Here is a 20,443-nt window from a genome sequence, read left to right on the forward strand (position 1 = left end):
AATAAAGGCGCGGAATAAAAAGGAAAAACTATGAGCGGCATGGGGAAAATTCTCGAAATATACGATTACATCCGTCCCGTTTTGGACATAGGCGTCCTTGCGTTTATTTTATATAAAATGTACGGCATTATCGTAAAAACGCAAAGTCTGCAGATTATCAAATTTGCTTTTACGATTTTAGCCGCCTACGTGCTTGCGCTTTTTTTGAATTTATCCACTTTATTGTGGATTTTGAATTTGTTTGCGCCCGGCGTTCTCATCGGCTTTGCGATTGTGTTCCAGCCGGAACTGCGCAAAATCGTTTTTAAGCTCGGGCAAACGCAGTGGTTTAAATTCCGTAACGGAACAAAGCACACGTATATCGATTCGGTGCTCATTGCGGCGGAAATGCTTTCCAAACAAAAGCGGGGCATGCTCGCCGTCTTTACGCGCAAAACGTCGCTGAAAGATATTATGGACACGGGAACGTATTTGAACGCCGATCTTACGTCGAGCTTGTTGGTAACGATTTTCGGTCACGATACGCCGCTGCACGACGGGGCTTCGGTTATTCAAAACGGAAAAATCGTCGCTTCCGGATGCTTTTTGCCGCTTTCCGAACAATACGACATACGCAAAACCTTCGGCACGCGACATCGTGCGGCTTTAGGTTTGTCCGAAGAAACCGACGCGGTTATCCTTGTCGTATCCGAAGAAACCGGAGCGATCAGCTTGGCATACGATTCGCGCCTGCACTATGATTTGACGATGGAACAATTAAACGAAACGCTCGAAAACCTTTTGGACATTACGGCCGACTCCATTACTCCGGAGGAAGATTTATGAAAATGCCGGATTTTTTTGTCCGCTTAACCGACAATCTGCCGATTAAACTGCTTGCCGTTGCGGCCGCCGTTTTGCTGTATTTTTCGTATCAAATCACTACGCTCGATTCAAAATCATTTTCGATTCCGCTCCAAGTGCGCGAGGGCGGCAGCTTCGCCCTGGCCGATGATCCGCCCCAATATGTGCGCGTTACGGTGAGGGCAAAGCCGGAACAAACCGCAGCCGTTCAAAAGGGCGACATAACCGCTTACATCGACACTTCTTCGGTAACCGCAAGCGGAGTAAGTTCCTTATCGGTTAAGTTGGGGCTCAAGGATTATTTTACGCTCATGGATCCGCTCGACGTGCAGGTTAAGCCGAATACGATTTCACTGCATTTCGAACAAAATGCAGCGAAATCGGTGCCTGTCAAAGCGTTTTTTTTAGGCAGTCTGCCTGAAGGTTATGAAATCGTTTCGCAAACCGTCGATCCTGAAAACGTTAAAATAGTCGGTGCCCAATCGGTCGTCGATGCGGTCGAATCGGTGAGTACGGTCGGCATCGATTTACAAAACAAAACGGAATCTTTTACCGCTACGGTAAAAATCGAAACCGATTTAAGGCGCGTACAGGTGGCGGATGTTCAAGACGTTACGGTGCGAGTCGAAATTAAAGCGCAGGCTTTAACTCGCAGTTTTTCCGTGAGCGCCCAAGCACTGAATCTGAACGCCGGTCTTGAGCTTGCAAAAGAATTGGATAAGGTAACGCTGACCCTGTCCGGCACAAAAAATGCTTTATCTTCTTTCACACCGGGCGAATCGGCCGTTCAAGCCGACTTTTCCGATGCGCATACCGCGGGCATCCATTCCGTCCAGCTGCGGGTAAATATTCCCGACGAATTCTCGGTTGTTGCCGTCGACCCTCCCGTATTGGAAGCGGAACTTGCGGAAACATCTTCGGATTTTTCTTCGGGCAATTTCCGAGAGGACTTATGATAACGGGCTGCGGCATCGACATTGTAGATACGGAACGCTTTGTTCCGTGGATGCGACAGGAGCGCTTTATTCGGCGTTTTTTTCATGCGGATGAAGCCGCCTACGTTTGTTCGCTTCCGGTGCGGCAGGGAGCGGAAAGTTTGGCCGCGCGCTTTGCCGCAAAAGAAGCATTCGGAAAAGCGCTGGGAACCGGTCTTGCGGGTTTTCAGTTGAGCGACGTATGCGTATGCAAAGACAAAACCGGAAAGCCGTTTTTGCGTTTATACGGTTCTGCCGAGCAATTGCTGAAAAAAAACGGAGCGCAGCGCGTACATCTTTCGTTGGCGCATGAAAAACGCTATGCCGTTGCGCAGGTTATATTGGAAGGGGGGAAGAATGAATCTGTATAAAAAAAATGACGACTCGAAGAACTTAGCCGTATCGTTTTATTCAAAACAGAAAGTTTTGTGCCCCTTTTGTAAAAAACAGTTTGCGCGGGAAGAAATGCTGACCGGCGGCGGTCGCATGATCGCCGGAGAGCTTACCGACGAGTTAAGGCGAATCTTCGAGCCTTCGGTAAAGTTCGGCCGGATTTATCCGCTTATTTATTCGGTTGCCGCCTGTCCCGTGTGCCATGCCGCCTTATTGTGGAACGATTTTGAACACTTTGCCGACGAGCAAATTATAGAAGAAATTATAGATACCGAAGACGCGCGCAAAAAATCCGTGGAAGCGGTTTTTCCCTTTTATGATTTAAAACGGCCGCGTACGGTTTTCGACGGCGCGGCGGCCTATTATCTTGCGTTGCTGTGCTACGAACATCTTCCCGCACAATATTCGCCGACGATAAAAAAAGCGCAAATATGTCTGCGTCTTGCGTGGCTGTGCGGCGATTTGAATTCGCTGTGTCCCGACCGCGGCTTCGATTACGTTCAGCAGCGTTTTTACCGCAAAGCGCTTTTTTTGTATCAGGAATCTTTGGATTACGAAATTCACCGCATAGAAAATATCACCGCGATCGGTCATTTCGGTCCCGATATCGATAAAAACTACGGCTACGACGGCGTTATTTATCTGTGCGCACTTTTGGAATATAAATACGGGCAAAAGCAAAATCAGCACGAGCGACTGCAAAAACTTGACGAACTCAAGCGCGCCATTGCCCGCATATTCGGCTTGGGGAAATCCTCTAAAAACAAACCGGGCCCGCTTTTGGAACATTCACGCAGTTTATACGACAAGCTGACCGCCGAATTGAAAGAAGCCAACATGATCGATTTCGACGACGAATAAACCGGGTATCGAGCATCATGCGCAATATTTTGCTTACGCTTTCCTACGACGGAACTTTTTTTTGCGGGTGGCAGCGCCAGGAATGCAGGATCGATGCCGCAGCCGCATCGAACGGAACGCACAGGCGCGCGCGCACGGTTATGCAAAAGCGCGCGCGCACCGTTCAGGAAGAAGTTGAAAAAGTTTTGGCCCATATTCATAAGCAGCCGGTCGTCTTGTACGCCTCCGGGCGCACCGATTCGGGCGTTCACGCGGCAGCCCAAGCCGCAAATTTTATTTCTCCGATCGATTCCATTCCGCTTGAAAATTATATTCCCGCTTTAAATAGCCGCCTTCCTTCGGATATACGCGTGCATAAAGCCGAAGAAAAATCGCCGGATTTTAACGCCCGCTTCAATGCGGTGAACCGTACCTATCGCTATTTTTTTTACTGCGGAAAAACGCCTGCCGCATGCGAAATGAACTACGTGTGGCCGCTGTACCGCTATCCCGATATCGCCAAGCTTAACGAGATGGCATTCTGTCTACACGGCGAAACCGATTGTTCGGCTTTCAGCGCCGCCGGCGACAAAAGTCTTTCTAAAAACCGTTTTATAGAACGCGCCGTTTTTTTTATGCAGGGCGAAAAACTCGTGTTCGAAATTTGCGCAAACGCTTTTTTATGGAAAATGGTGCGTTCTCTTGCCGGCACGTTTATCGAACTTGAAAAAAGCGGCGGCGGCGCACAAGAGTTCCGTCGCATACTTATGTCGAAAGACCGGAAAAATGCGGGTTTGACGGCTCCCGCCCAAGGACTTTTTTTGTGGAATGTCTGCTTTGAAGGAATCAGGGTTCATCCGTAGACGAGGCGTCGCCTACGGCCGCGCCGTTGTGGGGGCAAGCGGCGCCTAAGGCCGCAAAATACAGGATCCGGTCAGGCGCGTTTTTCCGTTTTCGGTCGTAATTTTGCGGTGCTTAACGATTCGGCCGTCAGCGCGGCGGCACTTTGGGATGAGGCGTTTTCAGGACAAAGAGCGCAAGTCGTTTTGGCGTTTTTTACGCAGGATTCTATTTTTTCGAGCGTTTCGTCGCTTAAAAAATGTTCCATTAAGCACGCGTCTTTGTTCGCGTTTTCCGGCGATATACCTAAATTCGTTTGCAAAAAGCTGCTTATCGTATCGTGTTTGTGCTTTATTTCCAAATACTTTTGTCTGCCCAATTCGGTTATAATAATATCGCCGTAGGGCTCGTGTTCGATCATGCCCTTATCTTCGAGTAAATGGAGGGCGACATGAACCGAGGGTTTCGACAGCTTCAGCGTTGCGGCTATATCTTTGACGCGCGGCATATTGCCGCCCTGCGCGAGGTTCCCGATGGTTTCCAAATAATCTTCGAGGCTCTGTGTCATGCTCCCATTATAACAGGCTTATCGGGTCTACGTCAACTTCAATATACACGCCCGAAGGAGTTTTGTATGAGGCTAAAAACGTGCGCACAAGCTGCTGCATATACGAAAGTTTTTTACCGCGCAGTAAAATATGGCAGCGGAAATTGGCGGCGATTTTCGCAAGCGGGCATTCGGTCGGTCCCAAAATCTCCATCATGTGCGGATCCGAAGAATCGGCTATACTGCGGGCAGCCGTTTCCGCCGCATCGCGCGTTTTCGTTTCGTTTGCCGATCTGAACACGAGCCTGACAAGGCGGCTGAAAGGCGGAAAATTCAGCTCACGGCGCGCGTTCAGCTCCTTTTCGTAAAATTCCTCTACGCGGCTGCCGCATGCCAAGGCAACCGCGTCCCTTTCAGGATCGTAGGTTTGCACGATAACTTCGCCGTCGGGAAAAAAACGTCCCGCTCTTCCTGCAACCTGCACGATAAGCGCAAAGGTGCGCTCGGCCGCTCTGAAGTCGGGCAAATGCAATCCCGTGTCCGCCATAACCACGCCGACAAGCCGCACACCGGGAAAATTCAAGCCCTTCGCGACCATTTGCGTTCCGAGCAAAATATCGGCTTTTTTTTCTTTAAACAGCGAAAGTTTTTCTTCAAGATCGCCGCGGCCGGTTAAGCTGTCGCTGTCCGCGCGCACAATGCGGGCTGAAGGAAATTTGGCGCGCACTTCTTCTTCGATAAATTCGGTACCGAAACCCGAATATTCTATATCGAGCGAACCGCACGACGGGCACGAAGAAGGCGGCTTTACCGACCAGCCGCAATAATGGCAGCGCAGGATTTTTTCGCGTTTGTGATAGGTGAGCGACACCGAACAGTTTTTGCATTTTAAGTCGAAGCCGCACGATTTGCACCTGAAAAAATGGGTAAAGCCGCGCCGGTTTAAAAATAAAATAACCTGCCTTTTGTCATTGAGCGTATTGCCTATGCGCTCTTCCAAATACCGCGAAAGACAGCCGTTCGTTTGCGCTCTTTTTTCACCGCTTGCCAAATCGATAAGTTCTATTGTCGGTTCTTTGCCGCCGGCCAGCCGCCTGCTCAAACGGTACTCGCCGATTTTGTTTTGCTTCATCATGTGCCAGGCTTCGAGCGAAGGTGTGGCGCTTCCCATAACGAGAGGAATATGCAGGTTCATGCAGCGCTTGATCGCAACCTGACGCGCCGAATAGCGCGGCGAGTTTCCCGATTTGTATGAGCCGTCATGTTCTTCGTCGATGATAATCAAGCCCAAATCGGGAACGGGAGCAAATACGGCGCTGCGCGCACCTATAACGACGCGGGCTTTTTTTTCGATGATTCTGCGCCATTGGGCAAGTTTTTGGCTCCCGGTAAGCGCCGAATGCAGCACCGCCGCCGTTTCGCCGAAGCGCGCCGTTACGGCCTGTACGACTTGCTTCGTCAAGCCTATTTCAGGCACCAGATAAATAACGCCCCTTCCTTCGGCAAGTTTTTGCTCGGCTATGCGCAAAAACACTTCCGTTTTGCCCGAACCGGTCGTTCCGTACAGATAATGCATGAGGCGTTCTTTGTCGGCAAGAATCGCGTTGACCGCATCGCTTTGTTCCTGCGAAAGCGTTTTCGGCACGAATTCTTCGGCGTCGGTGTCGAATGAAAAATCGGGATTCCGCGCTTCTTTTTTACCCAAGGGCAGCATGGCGCTCAACGCTTCCCCGCGCGAGCACAGATAATAGTCTTCCATCCATAAAGCAAGGTCGACTTGTTCCCGCGTAAAAAGCGGCACCTCGTCTATAACGCGTCCGAGCGGTTTTATCTTTTCGGCGGGAAAATCGAGCGAAGGGGGAAGTTCGGTATGAATTTTGACGATAAAGGCCGTCATCTTCCTTTTGCCGAAGGTAACGTGGGCGCGCGTGCCGACTTGGGGAAGGACAGCGGCGGTTTGTTGTTCGGATTTTCGTTCGGTTTTATGCCCGGAATTTTTGGCGGAATTCCGTTTTGTTTTATAATCGGAATCTTGCGCCGTCCAGTTGTAAAAAAACGAAGCGTGCAGGGGAATGTTTAAAAAAACTTCCGCCCATAACCGATCAGTCATGCCGCCCGCTTCCCGCAAAGCCGGTATAGCCGCTTGCCAATTCGGAAAGGCGTGCTCTGAACAGTTTTAAGTCTTCCCACGCCGGCTTTTTTAAAGAGGCGTCGCGCAAAAGGGCGCTCGGATGATAGGTTGCCATAAGCGGAATATCTTTGTACGTAAAAAAGCGGCCGTGCAGTTTTCCGATTCCTTCCGAAGTTTCCAAAAGACTTTGCGCGGCAATGCGCCCGACCGCCAAAATCATTTTAGGCTTTAAAGCGTGAATCTGCGCGTGCAAAAACGATGCGCATGCTTCGCGTTCTTCCGGAGCCGGATCCCGGTTGTGCGGCGGTCGGCATTTGACGATATTCCCGATAAAACAGTTCGTATGGCGTGAAAGACAAATCGCTTCGAGCATTTTGTCGAGCAATTTGCCCGCCGCTCCCACAAAGGGAAGCCCCGTTTCGTCTTCGTCGGCGCCCGGTCCTTCGCCTATAACCATAACCAGCGGATGAAGGCTGCCGAAACCGGGAACGGTATTTTTCCGTGTTTTTGCCAAGACGCAGCGCGAACAGCGGGCAACCTTTTGCGCTATGGCGTCCATCGTTTGTTCCGCGGCAACCGGAATTGTTCCCGCGGTGCCGTCCGCGAAAGCCGCCGTTTGGAACGCCGTGCACGCGGCTTCCGCAGTGCATGCGGTCTTTGCCGCGGACGGGGATGCGGCATGCACGGTTTTTGAAGAAACGCGTATATCGGAAAGTTTTAAAGGTGCAAGCGGTTTTTTATAGATCCACGAAGAGGCCGTATTCAGCACATCGATAAGAAGCTCGCGGTCGGCCGAAGACATGTTCTGCATATACCTTACTATACTCCGAGCCGGCCTTTTTTTCAAGATGAAAGCGGGGCGTTGATTGAGTAGCGCGCGCCTTATTCCACGTAAATCGGATTGCTTAAACTGACGAGCATGTCGATTCCGATTAAATTGCGGTACAGTTCGATCCGGTAAAAAGACGCTTTTTCTACGGCGAATTCCTGCGTGTAGACGCCTCTGAACGGAATGATTTGTTCGACAATTTGATTTTTCCCGTTTATCAGTTTAACGACGTCGCCGGCATTGCAGCCTTCGACCGAAAATTTCCCGGTAAGGCCGGCTTTCCACAAAGCGGTTTCGCCGAAGATTTTGCCGTTTATGTCCATGTTCAATCTCGGCCCGTTCGGCGCTATACTGATGAAGGAATTCCCCTTCGAGAGCGCCGTTCTCAGTTCATCGACCGAATTGCCGTCCGCGTACACAAAGGTTGTCGGAGTGCCGTAGGTTCGCGCCAATTCGTTCCGGTGCGTGTCCGAGCCGCCGACTGCGGGAATTTTTTTGCCTTCGCACAGCCATTGGTGCCAGCGCGCTATCGCCCGCATTTCCGATTCTTTCATCGGGCCGTTCCACACTTCAACCATGTCGTACGGAAAATCTTTATAGCCGAATTTCCATCCGCAAAAGGGGCAGTCCACGTGATTCAGCGAAATCAACGCGCCGCGCGCTTTTGCTTCAAGAAAGATTTTTTTCATTTCATCAAACGTATTCGACAAAAGCGCCGAATCGAAGGTTTGGATTTTGTATTCGTTAAAATAAAAATTCGCGTGTCCGCGATAGTTTGTATATTCCATACCGGGAATGACGGTGATGTTTTCGGCATGGCCGATTTCGGTGTTCTGCACGGTGTTGTTGTGATCGGTAAGCGCGATAAAGTCGAGGCCGGCTTTTTTACAAAAGTCGATAACTTCGGCCGTCATATATGCGCCGTCGCTGTTGATTGTGTGCATGTGAATGTCGCCTTTGTACAGGCGTTTTTGCTTGGGATAAAACCGTATGTGCAGTTTTACCGTAACTTCCGATTTTATTTTGTATAAGCCGAGGGCGGCAGCCCACTGTCCTTCGCAAATGGGGCAGGGGATGTAGCCTGCGGTTGCTTCCGTTGCGCAGATGAAAATCGATTTTTTATCGGAACCCGACCAGCCCTTGAGTTCTCCGTCGGGGCTGTACAAGCCCAAATCGATTATATTTTCTTCTTCTATCTTAACGCCGTTTTGATTTTGTTCTTTGCCGAAACGCGGATAATCGTAGTCGATTTCCATGCGGTCGGTTCCGGCGGGCACCGTAAACGGATGTTTTACGTAGGTTCGCTCTTGATTTTGCCGAAAGGTAAGTTCAAAATGAAGTTCGGTCATAACATGTCCTTATTCTAAAAAAATACCGGCACCGTTTTTACAACGGGTGCCGGCAGTTTTTATCGTTATCGGCTTCAGTCGATAATTCCTTTGCTGCGCAATTCGTCTGCCGCGCCTTTCATCGCGGAAGCGGCATCGATTTTGCCCATAATACAATCACTCATCCATTTGGACATAATGTTGTAATATTGGCGTGCGTCCAATTCGCCGTTTGCAAATCCCATGGCGGCGATGTCAACGTCATCGCGTTTGGCATAGGCAAGCGCTTCGGCAACGCCGGGGTTCATTTCGCCCAATAACGAAAAGTCGAATTTGGTTGAAATGGGGAAGGGCGCTCCGTGGTCTTTTGCGTGCTTAATGCCCGTTTCGGTGAACACGAGTTTACCGTTTTCCATCGTGTAGTCAATGCCTTCGATTCCCGCGGAAAGCAATAAACCGCCTTCTTTTGTCGCAAAATATTCGAGCACTTTGAATGCGCCGTCAGGGTTTTTCGCGTTAGTCGGAATTCCCCACAAAGAAGCGCCGCCCTGTTCCAAAAGGTATTTTCCGTCGGGACTCTTTGCACCGAGGATGGCGACGACATTTACTTTTTCAGGATAGGTGCCGGCGGCTTTGGCGTTGTTGTTATACAGTCCCGTCCATGCCGACCAGTCGGAGTCCAAAACGATGTCCTGCGACTGCCACATTTTGCTGCGCATATCGCCGGTTTTTCCCGTAAAGGATGCGGGATCGAGCAAGCCTTCTTTATAAAGTTTTGCAAGCCATTCCCAAACGGGGCGGGCGGAATCCTGCACATAGGGCGAATATTTTTTGCCCGTGTTGTCGACAAAGACGCCTCTGCGCGCTCCGACGGCGGAAAACCACGGCTGCAAGTCCCAAATGTCGTTCATGTAGACGAAGAAGGGATAGTAGGGCTTTTTGCCTTCTTTGGTTTCCATATAATTTTTTACGGTTTTCAGCATATTGTAAAAATCGTCCAGCGTGGTCAAATTGCCGATGTCGACACCGGCTTTATCCGTAATGGCTTTATTGACGTTCGGCAGCGGATAGCCTTCCAGCTTGTTGAAGCCTGCATAGTATTTTCCGTTGAACTTGATTTTTTCCAATTCGCCGGCGGGATAGTTTTCCTTTAAGATGCTGGACTTGTTGATTCTGTCCGTTAAATCCTGCAGAATGCCGTCTTTGGCAAACTTATACATAAGGAATTGGTTAAAATAAATAAGATCGTAACTTTCTTCCGCGCTTAATTTTTGCATAAGCACCGTTTCGGCGTTTGCCGTAACTTTTTCAAGATCGATCTTATAGCCGGTCGCCTTGCCGATTGCTTCGGCAAAAGCTACATTTTCCGCCTCGTCTTTTCCGCCGGTTACGCTGGAAAAAATTTTTACTTCTTTTCCCGCACCCGAAGCGCCGCCCTTGCCGGAACAGCCGATAAAGAGCGTCGGTACCGCAGCGGCTAAAACAGCCGTAACGATAAACATTTTTTTGAGCATGCCTTTTCTCCTTTTAAAAACTTTTACAAGTTTTTAACCGTGTCCGCAAAACGCCCGCACGCGTTCACGAACAGACAATTTATAATTACGTTTGCAACGCAAACGGTTAATCGGTCTTCTTATTCCTTTACGGCTCCCAGCGTAACGCCGCTGTTGAAAAAGTCCTGCGTAAAAAAGTACAGTATGACAAGCGGCACCGCGGTCAACACGACGGCAGCCATTTGAGCGTTTGCAAAAATAAATTCCGAACCGGCCGTATTGCTTTGCTCGAACAGAATTTCGCGCAAATAAACCGGCATTGTCCATAAACTGCGTTTGGAAAGCAGCGAAACGGTAATCGTAATGTTGTTCCACCGGCGGATAAATTCCAAGGTACCGATGGTGATGATCCCCGAACCCGAAAGCGGCAAGTATACGTTTATAAAGGTTTTCAGCTCGGAAGCACCGTCAAGCTTCGATGCTTCCAAAAGGGATTTGGGAACACTCGAAAAATAATTGCGCATAAGCAATATGCTTAAACCGGAAGCCGCCCCGTTTATAATGATGGCCGAAAGCGTATTGGTTAAGTGCAACTGTTTGTTTATTTCGTACAGCGAAACAAGCGTAAGCTCTCCGGGGACGGCCATCGTAAGCAGGATGAACGACGTGAACAACTTGCGGAACGGAAGATCTTCATGGATAAGCACGTAACCCGCCATTGACGAAAGAAAAATATGCAAAATAGTTCCGGCTACCGAAACGTATACGGTAATCACAAAGGGGCGCCACAGGTTTATTCTGTTCCAAATAAAATCGTAGCCTTCAAAGGTAAATCCCTGCGGCCACAAAATCAAACCGGGATAGTTGGACTTTGTCGCTTCCGACAAAGATACCGACAACACGTTTATCATCGGGAAAATCATTGTAATCGCAACGGCGCTCAGTAAAACCAATATAAGCTTATGGGCAATCGGATGCAGTTTATCGACTTTGTTCGGCTGTATCGTATTCATATCCGTTTTTCACCTCACGCGTCGTATTTTATTACGTTTCTCGTAATAAACGCGAGCACTAAAGTTCCCGCCATAACCAGCGTCGCTCCGGCAGTCGCCGTGCCCAATTTGAAGTTTGTGATGCCGACTTCGTATACGTAAATCAGCAGGGTTTGAATGCTGCGTCTGTTTCCCGGATTTTGCATAACGTAGATTTCATCGAAGTGGGTAAGGACGCTTATACTCAAAATGACTAAAATGACTTTCATCGTTCCGGCCAAAGACGGAATAATGATCCGCGTAATTTGCATAAAGCGGCCGGCACCGTCGATTCGCGCCGCTTCATATAAAGAAGGATCTATCGCAAAGATCGAAACCGAATACAGCATCGCAAAATAGCCGATTGAACGCCACACGCCCATACTGATAACCAGCATGCGCGCGTATTTGGCTTCGGCAAGAAAAAACAGCGGCTCCGCTCCGAACCAGCCGCGCACAATGTTTACAATACCCTGATTGTTGAACGCAAGCGCCCAAATGCCGCCGATAACCGACCACGAAAACAGGTAGGGCAAATAGGTGATCGTGCGCAGTCCTTTTTGCACGGGGCGCAAACCGACCTCGTTTATGCACAGCGCCAAAACAAGCGAAAGACCGAAGTACAGCACCATGTCGGCAAGGCCTATTATCAGCGAATTGATAATGGCTTGAATATAATCGGGATCTTTTAAAACATACGTATAGTTTTCCAAGCCGGCAAAAGGCCGCGCTCCCATAAGTTTGTTTTCCTGAAAACTCATCAAAATACCCTTAAAGAACGGGTAATATGAAAACATTATAAAATAAACGAATGCCGGCAAAAACATCAGATATAAATATCTGAATTTCCAAAACCGTCCCGGCAAAGTCAAGTCCGTTATTTTCACGGCAGCTCCTTTTCCGTCTGCCCTATTATTAATCGTTTTCGATTGTTTGAAAATCGGAATTTCGGACATTTTTTATCAAAAATCGACATGTTTTTATGTCTGTTATTTTGAATATATATACGGATGCCTGTTTTGAGTGGTACTTAATTCTTTGTCTAATAAAAGAATATCCGTTCGTCGTTTTATCCGCAGAAAAATGTCCGATTTGTTCTTTTGTGTGTTTCGGACATCGCGGCATACCGTTCAGCGTATCTTCATGCTTGTTCTGAAAACGCCCGGCGGAACGCCTTCGTGGATTTTAAAAACGGCGCTGAAATAGTATTCGTCCGAAAAGCCCAAACGCTCGGCGATCTCTTTTATCGAAAGGTCGCTCGATACCAACAGTTCCTTTGCGCGGTGCAGCTTGGTACGCGTAATGAATTTTTTGGTTGAAAAACCTTTATACGCGTATACGATTCGCGAAACCTGCTTTTCGCTTAAATTCAAGTGAGCGGCGATATCGGAAGGCCGTATATTTTGCGAAATATTCGCTTCGATGAATTCTTCAATTCTTGCCATGCGGTAATTCGGCTCGTTCAGCGACACGTTTTTTACGCTGACGCCTTTATGGTCGCGTTCCATCGAACGCGCTGCGGCAATCAGAATTTCGGCAACCTTGCTTTGCAGTTTCCATATGTATCCGCTTTGCTGCCGTTCGGCTTCTTCAAGCGATTCTTCAAAAAGCGAAAGAATGTTGCAGTGATCGGCGACGGGAAGGCAGGGCAGTTCGTTAAAAAGCGAAATTATTTTTTCGGCTTCTTTTCCCGCCTGCGTTTTCGGCGCCGCGGTTTTACGGATATTGCAATTAAGGCTGAACTCGATAAACTCATCCTGATTGTTCGAAAACTGCGCGTGATATACGCCCGGTCCGCTTAAATAAAACTGACCTTCTTTTATTAAAAAAGACGCGGTGTCGGTTTCGACCCGGCATTCGCCTTTACGGCAAAAGTGGAATTCGTAGGTGGAATGAGCGTGCCGCCGTATGAGCCAATTGCCTTCTTTTACCATCGCCCGAAACCAAAACACGTCTATGCCGTATCCGTCGATAAGGGTGCATATATGAGTTTCCGATAAGCGATACGAAGACCTGATAAGTTTATAATCCATAAGCCGCGCTCATTGTACGGCTATTCGCCCTTCTTGGCAACCGTACAAAAATAGTCCTGAGCCGGCACAATCCTGCTGCAGAATAAGATATGGGGGATTAGTTCCGGCAGGAAAACGTGATGTGTTTGCGTGTTTAAAATTACGTAATCGGACACAGAAGATTCTGCATGAATAAAAGGGTTCAAAAATCGCTTACGCAAAAAACATGAAAAAAGGTCGTGAACGGCTTATAAGCGCAGCGCATTGCCTGAGCGACCTTTTTTCATGCATGTGTCGGAACAAGTAGTTTTTTGTTTACTCCAATTCATGCTGTATATCCGTCGACCTCTTGACAAAGAAAGCGCTATCTCTAATATCTAATGCTATGAGTAAGCAACTTAAACGTATTCACGTCGTGTTTAAAACACATCTCGATATCGGTTTTACGGATTTGGCTTCCGTAATTACGGATAGTTACATTAACGATTTTATTCCCAAAGCCATGCAAACCGCAAAAGAATTGCGCGAACGGGGAGGTAAAGAGCGGCTGGTGTGGACAACCGGCTCTTGGCTTATTTACACGTATTGGAAAAAAGCCGACGCCCAAAAGCGTGCGGCTTTAAAAGAAGCCGTCGAAGCCGGCGACATCGTTTGGCACGCGCTTCCTTTTACAACGCACACCGAACTTATGGACGCCGACCTGTGGGAATACGGTTTGTCGTATTCGGCTTTTTTGGACAAAGAATTCAATAAAAAAACGATTGCCGCAAAAATGACCGACGTTCCCGGCCATACGCTTGGAATGGTGCCGTTTTTGGCAAAACGCGGCGTAAAATATTTGCATATCGGCGTAAACGACGGTTCTCATTTACCCGAAGTTCCGCGCATTTTCCGTTGGCGCGCGCCCGATTCGAGCGAAATAATCGTGCAGTACGATAAAAGCTACGGCGAAACCTTTATTCACCCGCAGCTGGATGAAGCGCTCGTCGTTATAAACAGCGCGGACAACCACGGAGCCCCGGGTCCCGATTTTGTATGCCGCGCCTTTGCCGAACTGCAAAAGCGTTTTCCCGGTGCCGACATATGCGCGTCGAGTTTGGACGCTTTCGTTCCGAATCTGAAAAAAATCGAACAGTCGCTTCCCGTTGTAACCGAAGAAATCGGCGATACGTGGATTCACGGCGTCGGAACGGATCCGAAAAAAGTTGCGATGTATAAAGCGCTTTTGCGTTTGCGCAAAAACTGGCTCGTAAAAAACAAAGCCCTTGTCGATTCGCCCGCTTACAGGGATTTTCTCGATTCGCTCATCATGATTCCCGAACACACGTGGGGCATGGACTTAAAAAAATATTTGGGCGATTATTCGAATTGGTCTATCGACGATTTTCACGCCGCGCGCAAACGCGACAAGGTAAACGCCGAAGACGTTCCGCCCGAGTTTAAAATCATCGCGAACCACGCAAAAAGGGAATTGGAAGAACTGTATCCGGACGATCCTGCAAAGCGCAATCGTTTTTCGTATTCGCTGTTCGAATCTTCGCATAAAGAGCAGCGCGCGTATATCGACGATGCGATAAAAAATCTTTCTCCCACATTAAAAAAAGAAGCGGTTAAAGCCCTCGCTTCGTTGGTTCCCGACAAACGCATAAAAAAAGGAAAAAGCATATTTGCGGGACAAACCTTTGCCCTCGGTTCTTTTAAAGCGGTTTTGGGTTCTGCAGGCGCTTTGCTGTCGTTACAAAATAAGGACGGAAAAGAATTTGCCGGAGAAGGCGGCTTGGGGCTTTATTCATACCGTACGTACTCGCACGAAGACTATGTGCGCTACTTTTTCACCTATAACCGGAACATGGATATAAACGCATGTTGGGTGTCCGCCGACTTCGGAAAGCCCGGTATGCAGTATGCAAAACCCTTTGCAAAACACGGCGTGTATACGCCGCTTCTTGCATCGGCAAGCCTCGAAAAAGCCGACGGATACGACGAACTTTCAGTTTTGCTGCACGCCGGAGCCGATTGCCCGCGCGGCGCTCCGCAAAAAATCATCGTGCGTTATACGGTGCAAAAAAAATCCTCGCAGCTTGAAGTTTCGTACGAGCTTTTCGATAAAGAAGCGAACCGTTTGCCCGAATCGATGTGGGTAAGCTTTTCTCCCGCTGCGGCGACACCCGCCCGATGGCGCTTTTCGAAAATGGGCACGCTCATAAATCCTTCGGACGTCGTCAAAGGCGGAAACCGCTCGTATCATGCCGTCGAATTCGCCGAATATTGCGGCGCCGATATGCAGTGCAAAATAACGCCGCTCGATACGGCTTTGGCCGCTTTGGGAAAAGCGAAAATGCTTCAATTCGACGACCTTTTCGAAAATCCGGCAGGAGGTGTGCACTTTAACCTGTACAACAATCTGTGGGGTACCAACTTTCCGATGTGGTACGGTGAAGATATAAAAGCGCGCTTTATTGTCGAGCTGGAATAAGGGGCAATTTAAGGGGAGGCTGTCAAAAAACTTCGATTTTTGACAGCCTCCTTATTTTTTGTGATACCTCCGCATGTTTTGAGAATCCGGTAATTTTAAAATGTTGACGGAATAAAAATCCGGTGCTATACTCAAATTAAGAACTTTTTACGAGTTTCGTAAAAAGTTCTTAAAAGAGGCTGCATGTTGGACCAAATGAAAATAAAAAACCTTACCAATATTTTGGTTTGTCTTTTTTCAAGAAAATATGCAACAAAGGCCGAATTGGTCCGATATACCGGCTTAAGCAATTCCACCGTATCTTCCGCCGTAAACGGTTTGCTGAAGCTCGGATTGTTGGTATGCGTCGGTATGCGGGATTCGATAGGCGGAAGGCGTTCGGTAATTTATCGCTTAAACAAAGAATACGGTCATTTTATCGGAATAGATTTGAACGGCGAAGCGGCCGATTTGGTGATAACCGACTGTGAAAATAATTGCGTATATAAACTCACGCAAAAAATCGAGCGCGATACTCCCGTAATACATCAACTGAATGCATTAATTGAACGCGTATTGGTATCTTTTCCGAAGGTTCTCGGAATCGGCATAGGTTTATCCGGCGAAATCGAGTTCGAACGGCAAATTGTCGTTCAATGCGGAAAATTCGGCTGGCAACACGTTCCCCTCAAAGAAATTATCGAACGCCGTTTTATGATATTTACGTACATAGATCATCGGGTTAACGGCGCGGCCATAAGGGAAGGCTTGATCGGCCAAGCCGCCCGTATGTGCAATTATTTATGCATATATGAATCGTGCGAAGAAAAATCCGCCCTCATTTTAAACGGGAATGTGTGCCGGGGCGAAAAAAACCGCACGGGGCTTATGCCGCTTGTATCGACTTTTTTTACGGCGGCGGATATGCTTTTTCAATTTTTGGACATATCGAAAATTTTTATAGGATACTGCACTGAAAAGTTCAAAATAGAGGCAGAGAATGCCGTAAGTTCCTTTAAAGAGCGCTTGTATTTTTTTCCCGAACCCGAATCGGTTTTCGCTTTGGGAATGGCCGCCGCTGCGGAAAAGGAATGGTTTCAGTCGATCTATTTCAGGCTTTAAGGTGTCCGTATAAAACATTTTAGGAGGATTGTATGGTAACCGCATTGATTGTGCTCATTTTTGTCGTGATGTGTACGCTTATGTACACAAAGAAATTATCCGCATTGTTTGCTCTTCCGCTGATGGCTTTTTTTATCGCGCTGGTTTCCGGCATCCCGTTTTTAAAAGACGGCGATAATCCCGGAATTTTAACGTTGATGTTTGTTGACGGACCGGTGCGTTTAGCCTCGGCAATGATGATGCTTATTTTCGGAGCGATTTTGGCGCAGTATGTAAAGCATACGGGCATTGCCGAAACGATTGTCCGAAAAGTTTCCGAGCTTGCAGGCGACCGGCCGATTGTTTTGGGTATTTCTTTTATGGTCGTTTTAAGTGTGCTGTTTACGACGCTGGGCGGCTTGGGGTCCGTCATCATGATCGGAAGTATCGTTTTGCCCATTATGACGTCGGTGGGAATAAGTTCGCTGACGGCCGGGTGCATTTTGCTGTTTGCGCTCAGTACCGGCGGTATTTTCAATCTTGCAAACTGGGGTCTGTATACAAGCGCTTTCGGATTGAGCGTGGAAGAGATCCGTAAATTCGCATGGCCCTTGGGCGGCATCTTCCTTGCCTTCGGTATTTTATTCGTCGTCATCGAAACCAAATTCGGCGGGAAAATCTTCCGCAAAAAAAAGATCGGTTGGCCTTCGGCAAACGGTGTGCCTGAAGCTTCCGCAAAAAAAGTTAATGTTTTTGCACTGTTTACCCCCATTGTTCCGTTGATAATGGTTTTGGGCTTAAAGCTCGATATTATTACCGGTTTTGTCGTCGCCATTTTATACTGCATGATTACGACGATAAACAAAAACTCTTTAAATGATTTGACAAAATCGATTATTCAGGGAATCGGAGATTCGGCCGGAGCCATTTTCCTGCTGATCGGCATCGGTATGCTTTTGAAAGTCGTTTTCGATCCGCGCGTAACCCAGCACATAGGACCGCAGCTTGCCGGTATTTTACCCGGTACGGCGCTTACGTTTATACTTTTTTTCTCGATTTTAGCGCCTTTGGCTTTGTACCGCGGACCTTTAAATGTGTGGGGGCTGGGACTCGGTATCGGCGCCATCATGCTTTCTACGGGAAAACTTTCCGCCTTTGCATTGATGGCGGCTCTTATGTCTACCGGGCAGTTGCAGGGAATATGCGATCCGACCAATACGCATAACGTATGGACCGCGGCCACTACGGGAACCGATGTAAACGATATTTTGCGTAAAACGCTTCCGTATGTATGGGTTGCCGCCGTTATCGGCTTGATAATAGCGGGAATAATGTATTTTTAAAATAATGTAATAAATCAAAAAAGCGGCGAAGACCGATTGCGTAAAAATGCAGCCGGTCTTCGGCATGGTACCGTTTTTTTTGAAAAAAATGTTTACAAAAAATTGTAAGTAAGGGAATTGAAATGGATAATCGGAGTTTGCGTATCGGTATTGATGTGGGCGGAACTTTTACGCACGCGGTGGCTGTTGAACAGCCGGGAAACCGCCTTGTCGCTCATGCGGTAACGCCGACCACTCATGCCGGATCCGAATCCGTGTCTCGGGGAATAATTACCGTCTTTCGGGAAATAATGGCGCAAACAAAGGCGGAACCGCGGGAAGTGTGCTTTGTCGCGCACAGTACGACTCAGGCGACAAACGCGCTGCTTGAAGGCGACGTTGCAAAAGTCGGTATCGTCGGTATGGGAAAGGGCTTGGAAGCTTTAAAGGCAAAATACGATACCCGCATAAAAAGTTTGGAGCTCAGTCCGGGAAAATTCCTGCAAACCGATCATGTTTTTTTGAATTCAAGTACCAAAGAATTTACCGAAGAAAAAACGGCCGATGCGGTTTTATATCTAAAAAAAAGCGGCTGCCGCGTTATTGTCGCAAGCGAAGCTTTCGGTGTGGATAACGATGTTTGCGAAAAGGCGGTAAGCGCCTGCGCCCTTGAAAATAAACTTCCGGCAGCCTCCGCTTGTGAAATCTCTCAGCTGTACGGTTTAAAAGTCAGAACCCGCACGGCCGTTATAAATGCGAGCATTTTGCCGAAAATGACTTCCACCGCCGATATAACCGACGAAAGTATAAAAAAAAGCGGCATAAGCGTTCCGCTTATGATTATGCGCAGCGACGGCGGCGTTATGGACTTGCCGCAAATGCGCCGCCGTCCGATTTTGACCCTGCTTTCCGGTCCCGCTGCGGGAATCGCCGCCGCATTGATGTTTGCCAAAGTTTCCGACGGCATATTTTTGGAAGTCGGCGGTACCAGTACGGATATTTCGGCGATTAAAGACGGAAAAGCCATGATTAAATCCGCTGAAATAGGCGGCCATATCACTTATTTAAAAACGCTCGATTCGCGGACAGTCGGAATAGGCGGCGGTTCAATGGTGCGTATGCAAAAAAATACGGTTGTCGAAGTAGGACCGAGAAGCGCGCATATTGCCGGTTTGAGCTACCTTGCATTTTGCGATGAAGCTGAAATCGCCTCCGTCCGTCCGGAATTCCGCCGTCCCGTGCATTCGGATCCCGATGACTATCTTACAGCGGTTAATGAAAACGGAAAAGTTTTTGCCGTAACGCTTACCGATGCGGCTATTGCGGCAGGCTCGGTAAAAAAAGGCGATTATGCGTATTCCAATGAAAGAGCGGTAAAAAACGCTTTTGAACAATTGGCAAAAGCCTTCGGCACGGACGGGAAAACCTTAGCCGAAGGAATCCTCGATAAAGCGGTTTCGAAAATTATTCCCGTAGTAAAAGATTTGCTGGAAGAATACGGTCTTGATCCCGATTTGATTTCGCTTGTCGGCGGGGGAGGCGGCTGTACGGTTGTTGTCCCGTGGCTCAGTAAAAAACTCGGGGTAAAATACGCGATTACCGATAAAGCGGAAGTTATTTCGGCTATCGGAGCCGCAATAGCAATGCTTCGGGACAGTGTGGAACGTACCGTTATAGATCCTGATGAAAACGATATACTTTCCATCCGAAAGGAGGCTGCAAACCGCCTTGAAGCTATGGGGGCGGATGCGGCAACCGTCGATGTACAAATCGAATTTGACCGTACAAAAAATATATTGCGCGCTGTCGCCGTCGGTTCGCTGCACATGAATAAGGCGTCCGTTGAATTGACAAAAAGCGGCGCGGACAATTTGCGCACAAATGCGGCCGCATCGTTTAAAGCGGATCCCGTAGAACTCCGTATTGCCGCACAAACCGATTTTCTTACCGTATTCGAATACCGCAAAAAAACGGCGCAATTTTTCGGCTTGCTGAAAAATTACGTCAGCCAGTACCGCGTGCTCGATGCATACGGCGTTATAAAACTGCAAGTGAATGAAGGTTCGGCTATGCAAAGCCGGGCGTTCGAAGCGTATGAGGCGATTGCGCAATTTATAGACGAAAAGGTTGTGTACACGGACGCGGGGATGATTTTACCGGAAGTTTTTATTTTATACAAAAGCAAAATCGGGGATTATTCGAGCATCCTTGATTTTAATCAACTGAAAAACCTTATAAAGACGGAACTGAACGGGTTGGATAAAGACGAACCCGTCGTCGCTCTTATACGGCGGCGAAAGTAAA

The 20,443-nt window shown here is 48.2% G+C and carries 17 protein-coding genes; 9 read left to right on the forward strand and 8 right to left on the reverse strand.

Annotated elements, in window-relative coordinates; all coding sequences use genetic code 11:
- Positions 1-30 precede the first annotated feature (30 nt).
- The 5 genes from cdaA to truA are packed head-to-tail and all read left to right on the forward strand — an operon-like array spanning position 31 to position 3,913.
- Positions 31-825, forward strand: a complete 795-nt coding sequence (cdaA, locus tag HMPREF9194_RS04465; RefSeq protein ID WP_016525187.1) for a diadenylate cyclase CdaA — start codon at positions 31-33, stop codon at positions 823-825.
- Positions 822-1,799 carry a CdaR family protein gene (locus tag HMPREF9194_RS04470; protein ID WP_016525188.1) on the forward strand — a complete coding sequence of 326 codons (978 nt, stop codon included), beginning with the start codon at positions 822-824 and terminating at the stop codon, positions 1,797-1,799. Before cdaA ends, HMPREF9194_RS04470 begins: the two co-directional genes overlap by 4 nt.
- On the forward strand, positions 1,796-2,188 hold the full coding sequence (locus HMPREF9194_RS04475; RefSeq protein ID WP_016525189.1) for a holo-ACP synthase: 393 nt from the start codon (positions 1,796-1,798) through the stop codon (positions 2,186-2,188). The genes HMPREF9194_RS04470 and HMPREF9194_RS04475 overlap by 4 nt, the downstream gene beginning before the upstream one ends.
- Positions 2,175-3,071: a DUF2225 domain-containing protein gene (locus tag HMPREF9194_RS04480; RefSeq protein WP_016525190.1), complete on the forward strand. Its 897-nt coding sequence runs from the start codon at positions 2,175-2,177 to the stop codon at positions 3,069-3,071. The genes HMPREF9194_RS04475 and HMPREF9194_RS04480 overlap by 14 nt, the downstream gene beginning before the upstream one ends.
- 17 nt (positions 3,072-3,088) lie before the next feature.
- A complete protein-coding gene (gene truA, locus HMPREF9194_RS04485; protein WP_016525191.1) occupies positions 3,089-3,913 on the forward strand; it encodes a tRNA pseudouridine(38-40) synthase TruA in 825 nt (274 codons plus the stop codon).
- A 71-nt stretch (positions 3,914-3,984) separates the two neighbouring features.
- Here the strand turns inward: truA and HMPREF9194_RS04490 are convergent, their stop codons facing one another.
- From HMPREF9194_RS04490 to HMPREF9194_RS04530, 8 genes are all read right to left on the reverse strand, one after another.
- Positions 3,985-4,458, reverse strand: coding sequence for a metal-dependent transcriptional regulator (locus HMPREF9194_RS04490; RefSeq protein WP_016525192.1), 474 nt, complete (start codon positions 4,456-4,458; stop codon positions 3,985-3,987).
- A 7-nt stretch (positions 4,459-4,465) separates the two neighbouring features.
- Positions 4,466-6,547: a replication restart helicase PriA gene (gene priA, locus HMPREF9194_RS04495; RefSeq protein ID WP_016525193.1), complete on the reverse strand. Its 2,082-nt coding sequence runs from the start codon at positions 6,545-6,547 to the stop codon at positions 4,466-4,468.
- Positions 6,540-7,379, reverse strand: coding sequence for a uracil-DNA glycosylase (locus HMPREF9194_RS04500; RefSeq protein ID WP_016525194.1), 840 nt, complete (start codon positions 7,377-7,379; stop codon positions 6,540-6,542). The genes priA and HMPREF9194_RS04500 overlap by 8 nt, the downstream gene beginning before the upstream one ends.
- Positions 7,380-7,450: 71 nt before the next feature.
- A complete protein-coding gene (locus HMPREF9194_RS04505; RefSeq protein WP_016525195.1) occupies positions 7,451-8,746 on the reverse strand; it encodes a CehA/McbA family metallohydrolase in 1,296 nt (431 codons plus the stop codon).
- A gap of 74 nt (positions 8,747-8,820) precedes the next feature.
- Entirely contained in the window at positions 8,821-10,239 is a 1,419-nt protein-coding gene (locus HMPREF9194_RS04510; RefSeq protein ID WP_016525196.1) for an extracellular solute-binding protein, read from the reverse strand.
- A 119-nt stretch (positions 10,240-10,358) separates the two neighbouring features.
- Positions 10,359-11,231 carry a carbohydrate ABC transporter permease gene (locus HMPREF9194_RS04515; RefSeq protein ID WP_016525197.1) on the reverse strand — a complete coding sequence of 291 codons (873 nt, stop codon included), beginning with the start codon at positions 11,229-11,231 and terminating at the stop codon, positions 10,359-10,361.
- 14 nt (positions 11,232-11,245) lie between these two features.
- Positions 11,246-12,136 carry a carbohydrate ABC transporter permease gene (locus tag HMPREF9194_RS04520; protein ID WP_051127828.1) on the reverse strand — a complete coding sequence of 297 codons (891 nt, stop codon included), beginning with the start codon at positions 12,134-12,136 and terminating at the stop codon, positions 11,246-11,248.
- 243 nt (positions 12,137-12,379) lie between these two features.
- The gene (locus tag HMPREF9194_RS04530; protein ID WP_016525199.1) at positions 12,380-13,282 is read right to left on the reverse strand and encodes an AraC family transcriptional regulator; all 903 of its coding nucleotides are present in this window, start codon (positions 13,280-13,282) and stop codon (positions 12,380-12,382) included.
- Between the two features lie 364 nt (positions 13,283-13,646).
- Here HMPREF9194_RS04530 and HMPREF9194_RS04535 point away from each other — a divergent pair, with 364 nt between their 5' ends.
- The 4 genes from HMPREF9194_RS04535 (at position 13,647) to HMPREF9194_RS04550 (ending at position 20,442) form a co-directional block, all read left to right on the forward strand.
- Positions 13,647-15,737 carry a DUF5054 domain-containing protein gene (locus tag HMPREF9194_RS04535; RefSeq protein WP_016525200.1) on the forward strand — a complete coding sequence of 697 codons (2,091 nt, stop codon included), beginning with the start codon at positions 13,647-13,649 and terminating at the stop codon, positions 15,735-15,737.
- A gap of 183 nt (positions 15,738-15,920) precedes the next feature.
- A complete protein-coding gene (locus HMPREF9194_RS04540; protein ID WP_016525201.1) occupies positions 15,921-16,838 on the forward strand; it encodes an ROK family transcriptional regulator in 918 nt (305 codons plus the stop codon).
- Between the two features lie 32 nt (positions 16,839-16,870).
- Positions 16,871-18,160, forward strand: a complete 1,290-nt coding sequence (locus HMPREF9194_RS04545) for a hypothetical protein (RefSeq protein ID WP_016525202.1) — start codon at positions 16,871-16,873, stop codon at positions 18,158-18,160.
- 122 nt (positions 18,161-18,282) lie between these two features.
- Complete coding sequence (locus HMPREF9194_RS04550) at positions 18,283-20,442, forward strand: hydantoinase/oxoprolinase family protein (protein WP_016525203.1); 2,160 nt, start codon at positions 18,283-18,285, stop codon at positions 20,440-20,442.
- The last annotated feature ends 1 nt before the right edge of the window (position 20,443 follow it).

The organism is Treponema maltophilum ATCC 51939 (assembly GCF_000413055.1).
Classification (GTDB): domain Bacteria; phylum Spirochaetota; class Spirochaetia; order Treponematales; family Treponemataceae; genus Treponema_C; species Treponema_C maltophilum.

What these genes read in the sequence shown, in the direction of transcription:
- HMPREF9194_RS04500 (WP_016525194.1), bottom strand. Translation starts at nt 7,379, where the DNA reads ATGCAGAACATGTCTTCGGCCGACCGCGAGCTTCTTATCGATGTGCTG.
- HMPREF9194_RS04475 (WP_016525189.1), top strand. Translation starts at nt 1,796, where the DNA reads ATGATAACGGGCTGCGGCATCGACATTGTAGATACGGAACGCTTTGTT.
- HMPREF9194_RS04535 (WP_016525200.1), top strand. Translation starts at nt 13,647, where the DNA reads ATGAGTAAGCAACTTAAACGTATTCACGTCGTGTTTAAAACACATCTC.
- HMPREF9194_RS04510 (WP_016525196.1), bottom strand. Translation starts at nt 10,239, where the DNA reads ATGCTCAAAAAAATGTTTATCGTTACGGCTGTTTTAGCCGCTGCGGTA.
- HMPREF9194_RS04550 (WP_016525203.1), top strand. Translation starts at nt 18,283, where the DNA reads ATGGATAATCGGAGTTTGCGTATCGGTATTGATGTGGGCGGAACTTTT.
- cdaA (WP_016525187.1), top strand. Translation starts at nt 31, where the DNA reads ATGAGCGGCATGGGGAAAATTCTCGAAATATACGATTACATCCGTCCC.
- priA (WP_016525193.1), bottom strand. Translation starts at nt 6,547, where the DNA reads ATGACTGATCGGTTATGGGCGGAAGTTTTTTTAAACATTCCCCTGCAC.
- HMPREF9194_RS04515 (WP_016525197.1), bottom strand. Translation starts at nt 11,231, where the DNA reads ATGAATACGATACAGCCGAACAAAGTCGATAAACTGCATCCGATTGCC.
- HMPREF9194_RS04530 (WP_016525199.1), bottom strand. Translation starts at nt 13,282, where the DNA reads ATGGATTATAAACTTATCAGGTCTTCGTATCGCTTATCGGAAACTCAT.
- HMPREF9194_RS04470 (WP_016525188.1), top strand. Translation starts at nt 822, where the DNA reads ATGAAAATGCCGGATTTTTTTGTCCGCTTAACCGACAATCTGCCGATT.
- HMPREF9194_RS04540 (WP_016525201.1), top strand. Translation starts at nt 15,921, where the DNA reads ATGTTGGACCAAATGAAAATAAAAAACCTTACCAATATTTTGGTTTGT.
- HMPREF9194_RS04505 (WP_016525195.1), bottom strand. Translation starts at nt 8,746, where the DNA reads ATGACCGAACTTCATTTTGAACTTACCTTTCGGCAAAATCAAGAGCGA.
- HMPREF9194_RS04490 (WP_016525192.1), bottom strand. Translation starts at nt 4,458, where the DNA reads ATGACACAGAGCCTCGAAGATTATTTGGAAACCATCGGGAACCTCGCG.
- truA (WP_016525191.1), top strand. Translation starts at nt 3,089, where the DNA reads ATGCGCAATATTTTGCTTACGCTTTCCTACGACGGAACTTTTTTTTGC.
- HMPREF9194_RS04545 (WP_016525202.1), top strand. Translation starts at nt 16,871, where the DNA reads ATGGTAACCGCATTGATTGTGCTCATTTTTGTCGTGATGTGTACGCTT.
- HMPREF9194_RS04480 (WP_016525190.1), top strand. Translation starts at nt 2,175, where the DNA reads ATGAATCTGTATAAAAAAAATGACGACTCGAAGAACTTAGCCGTATCG.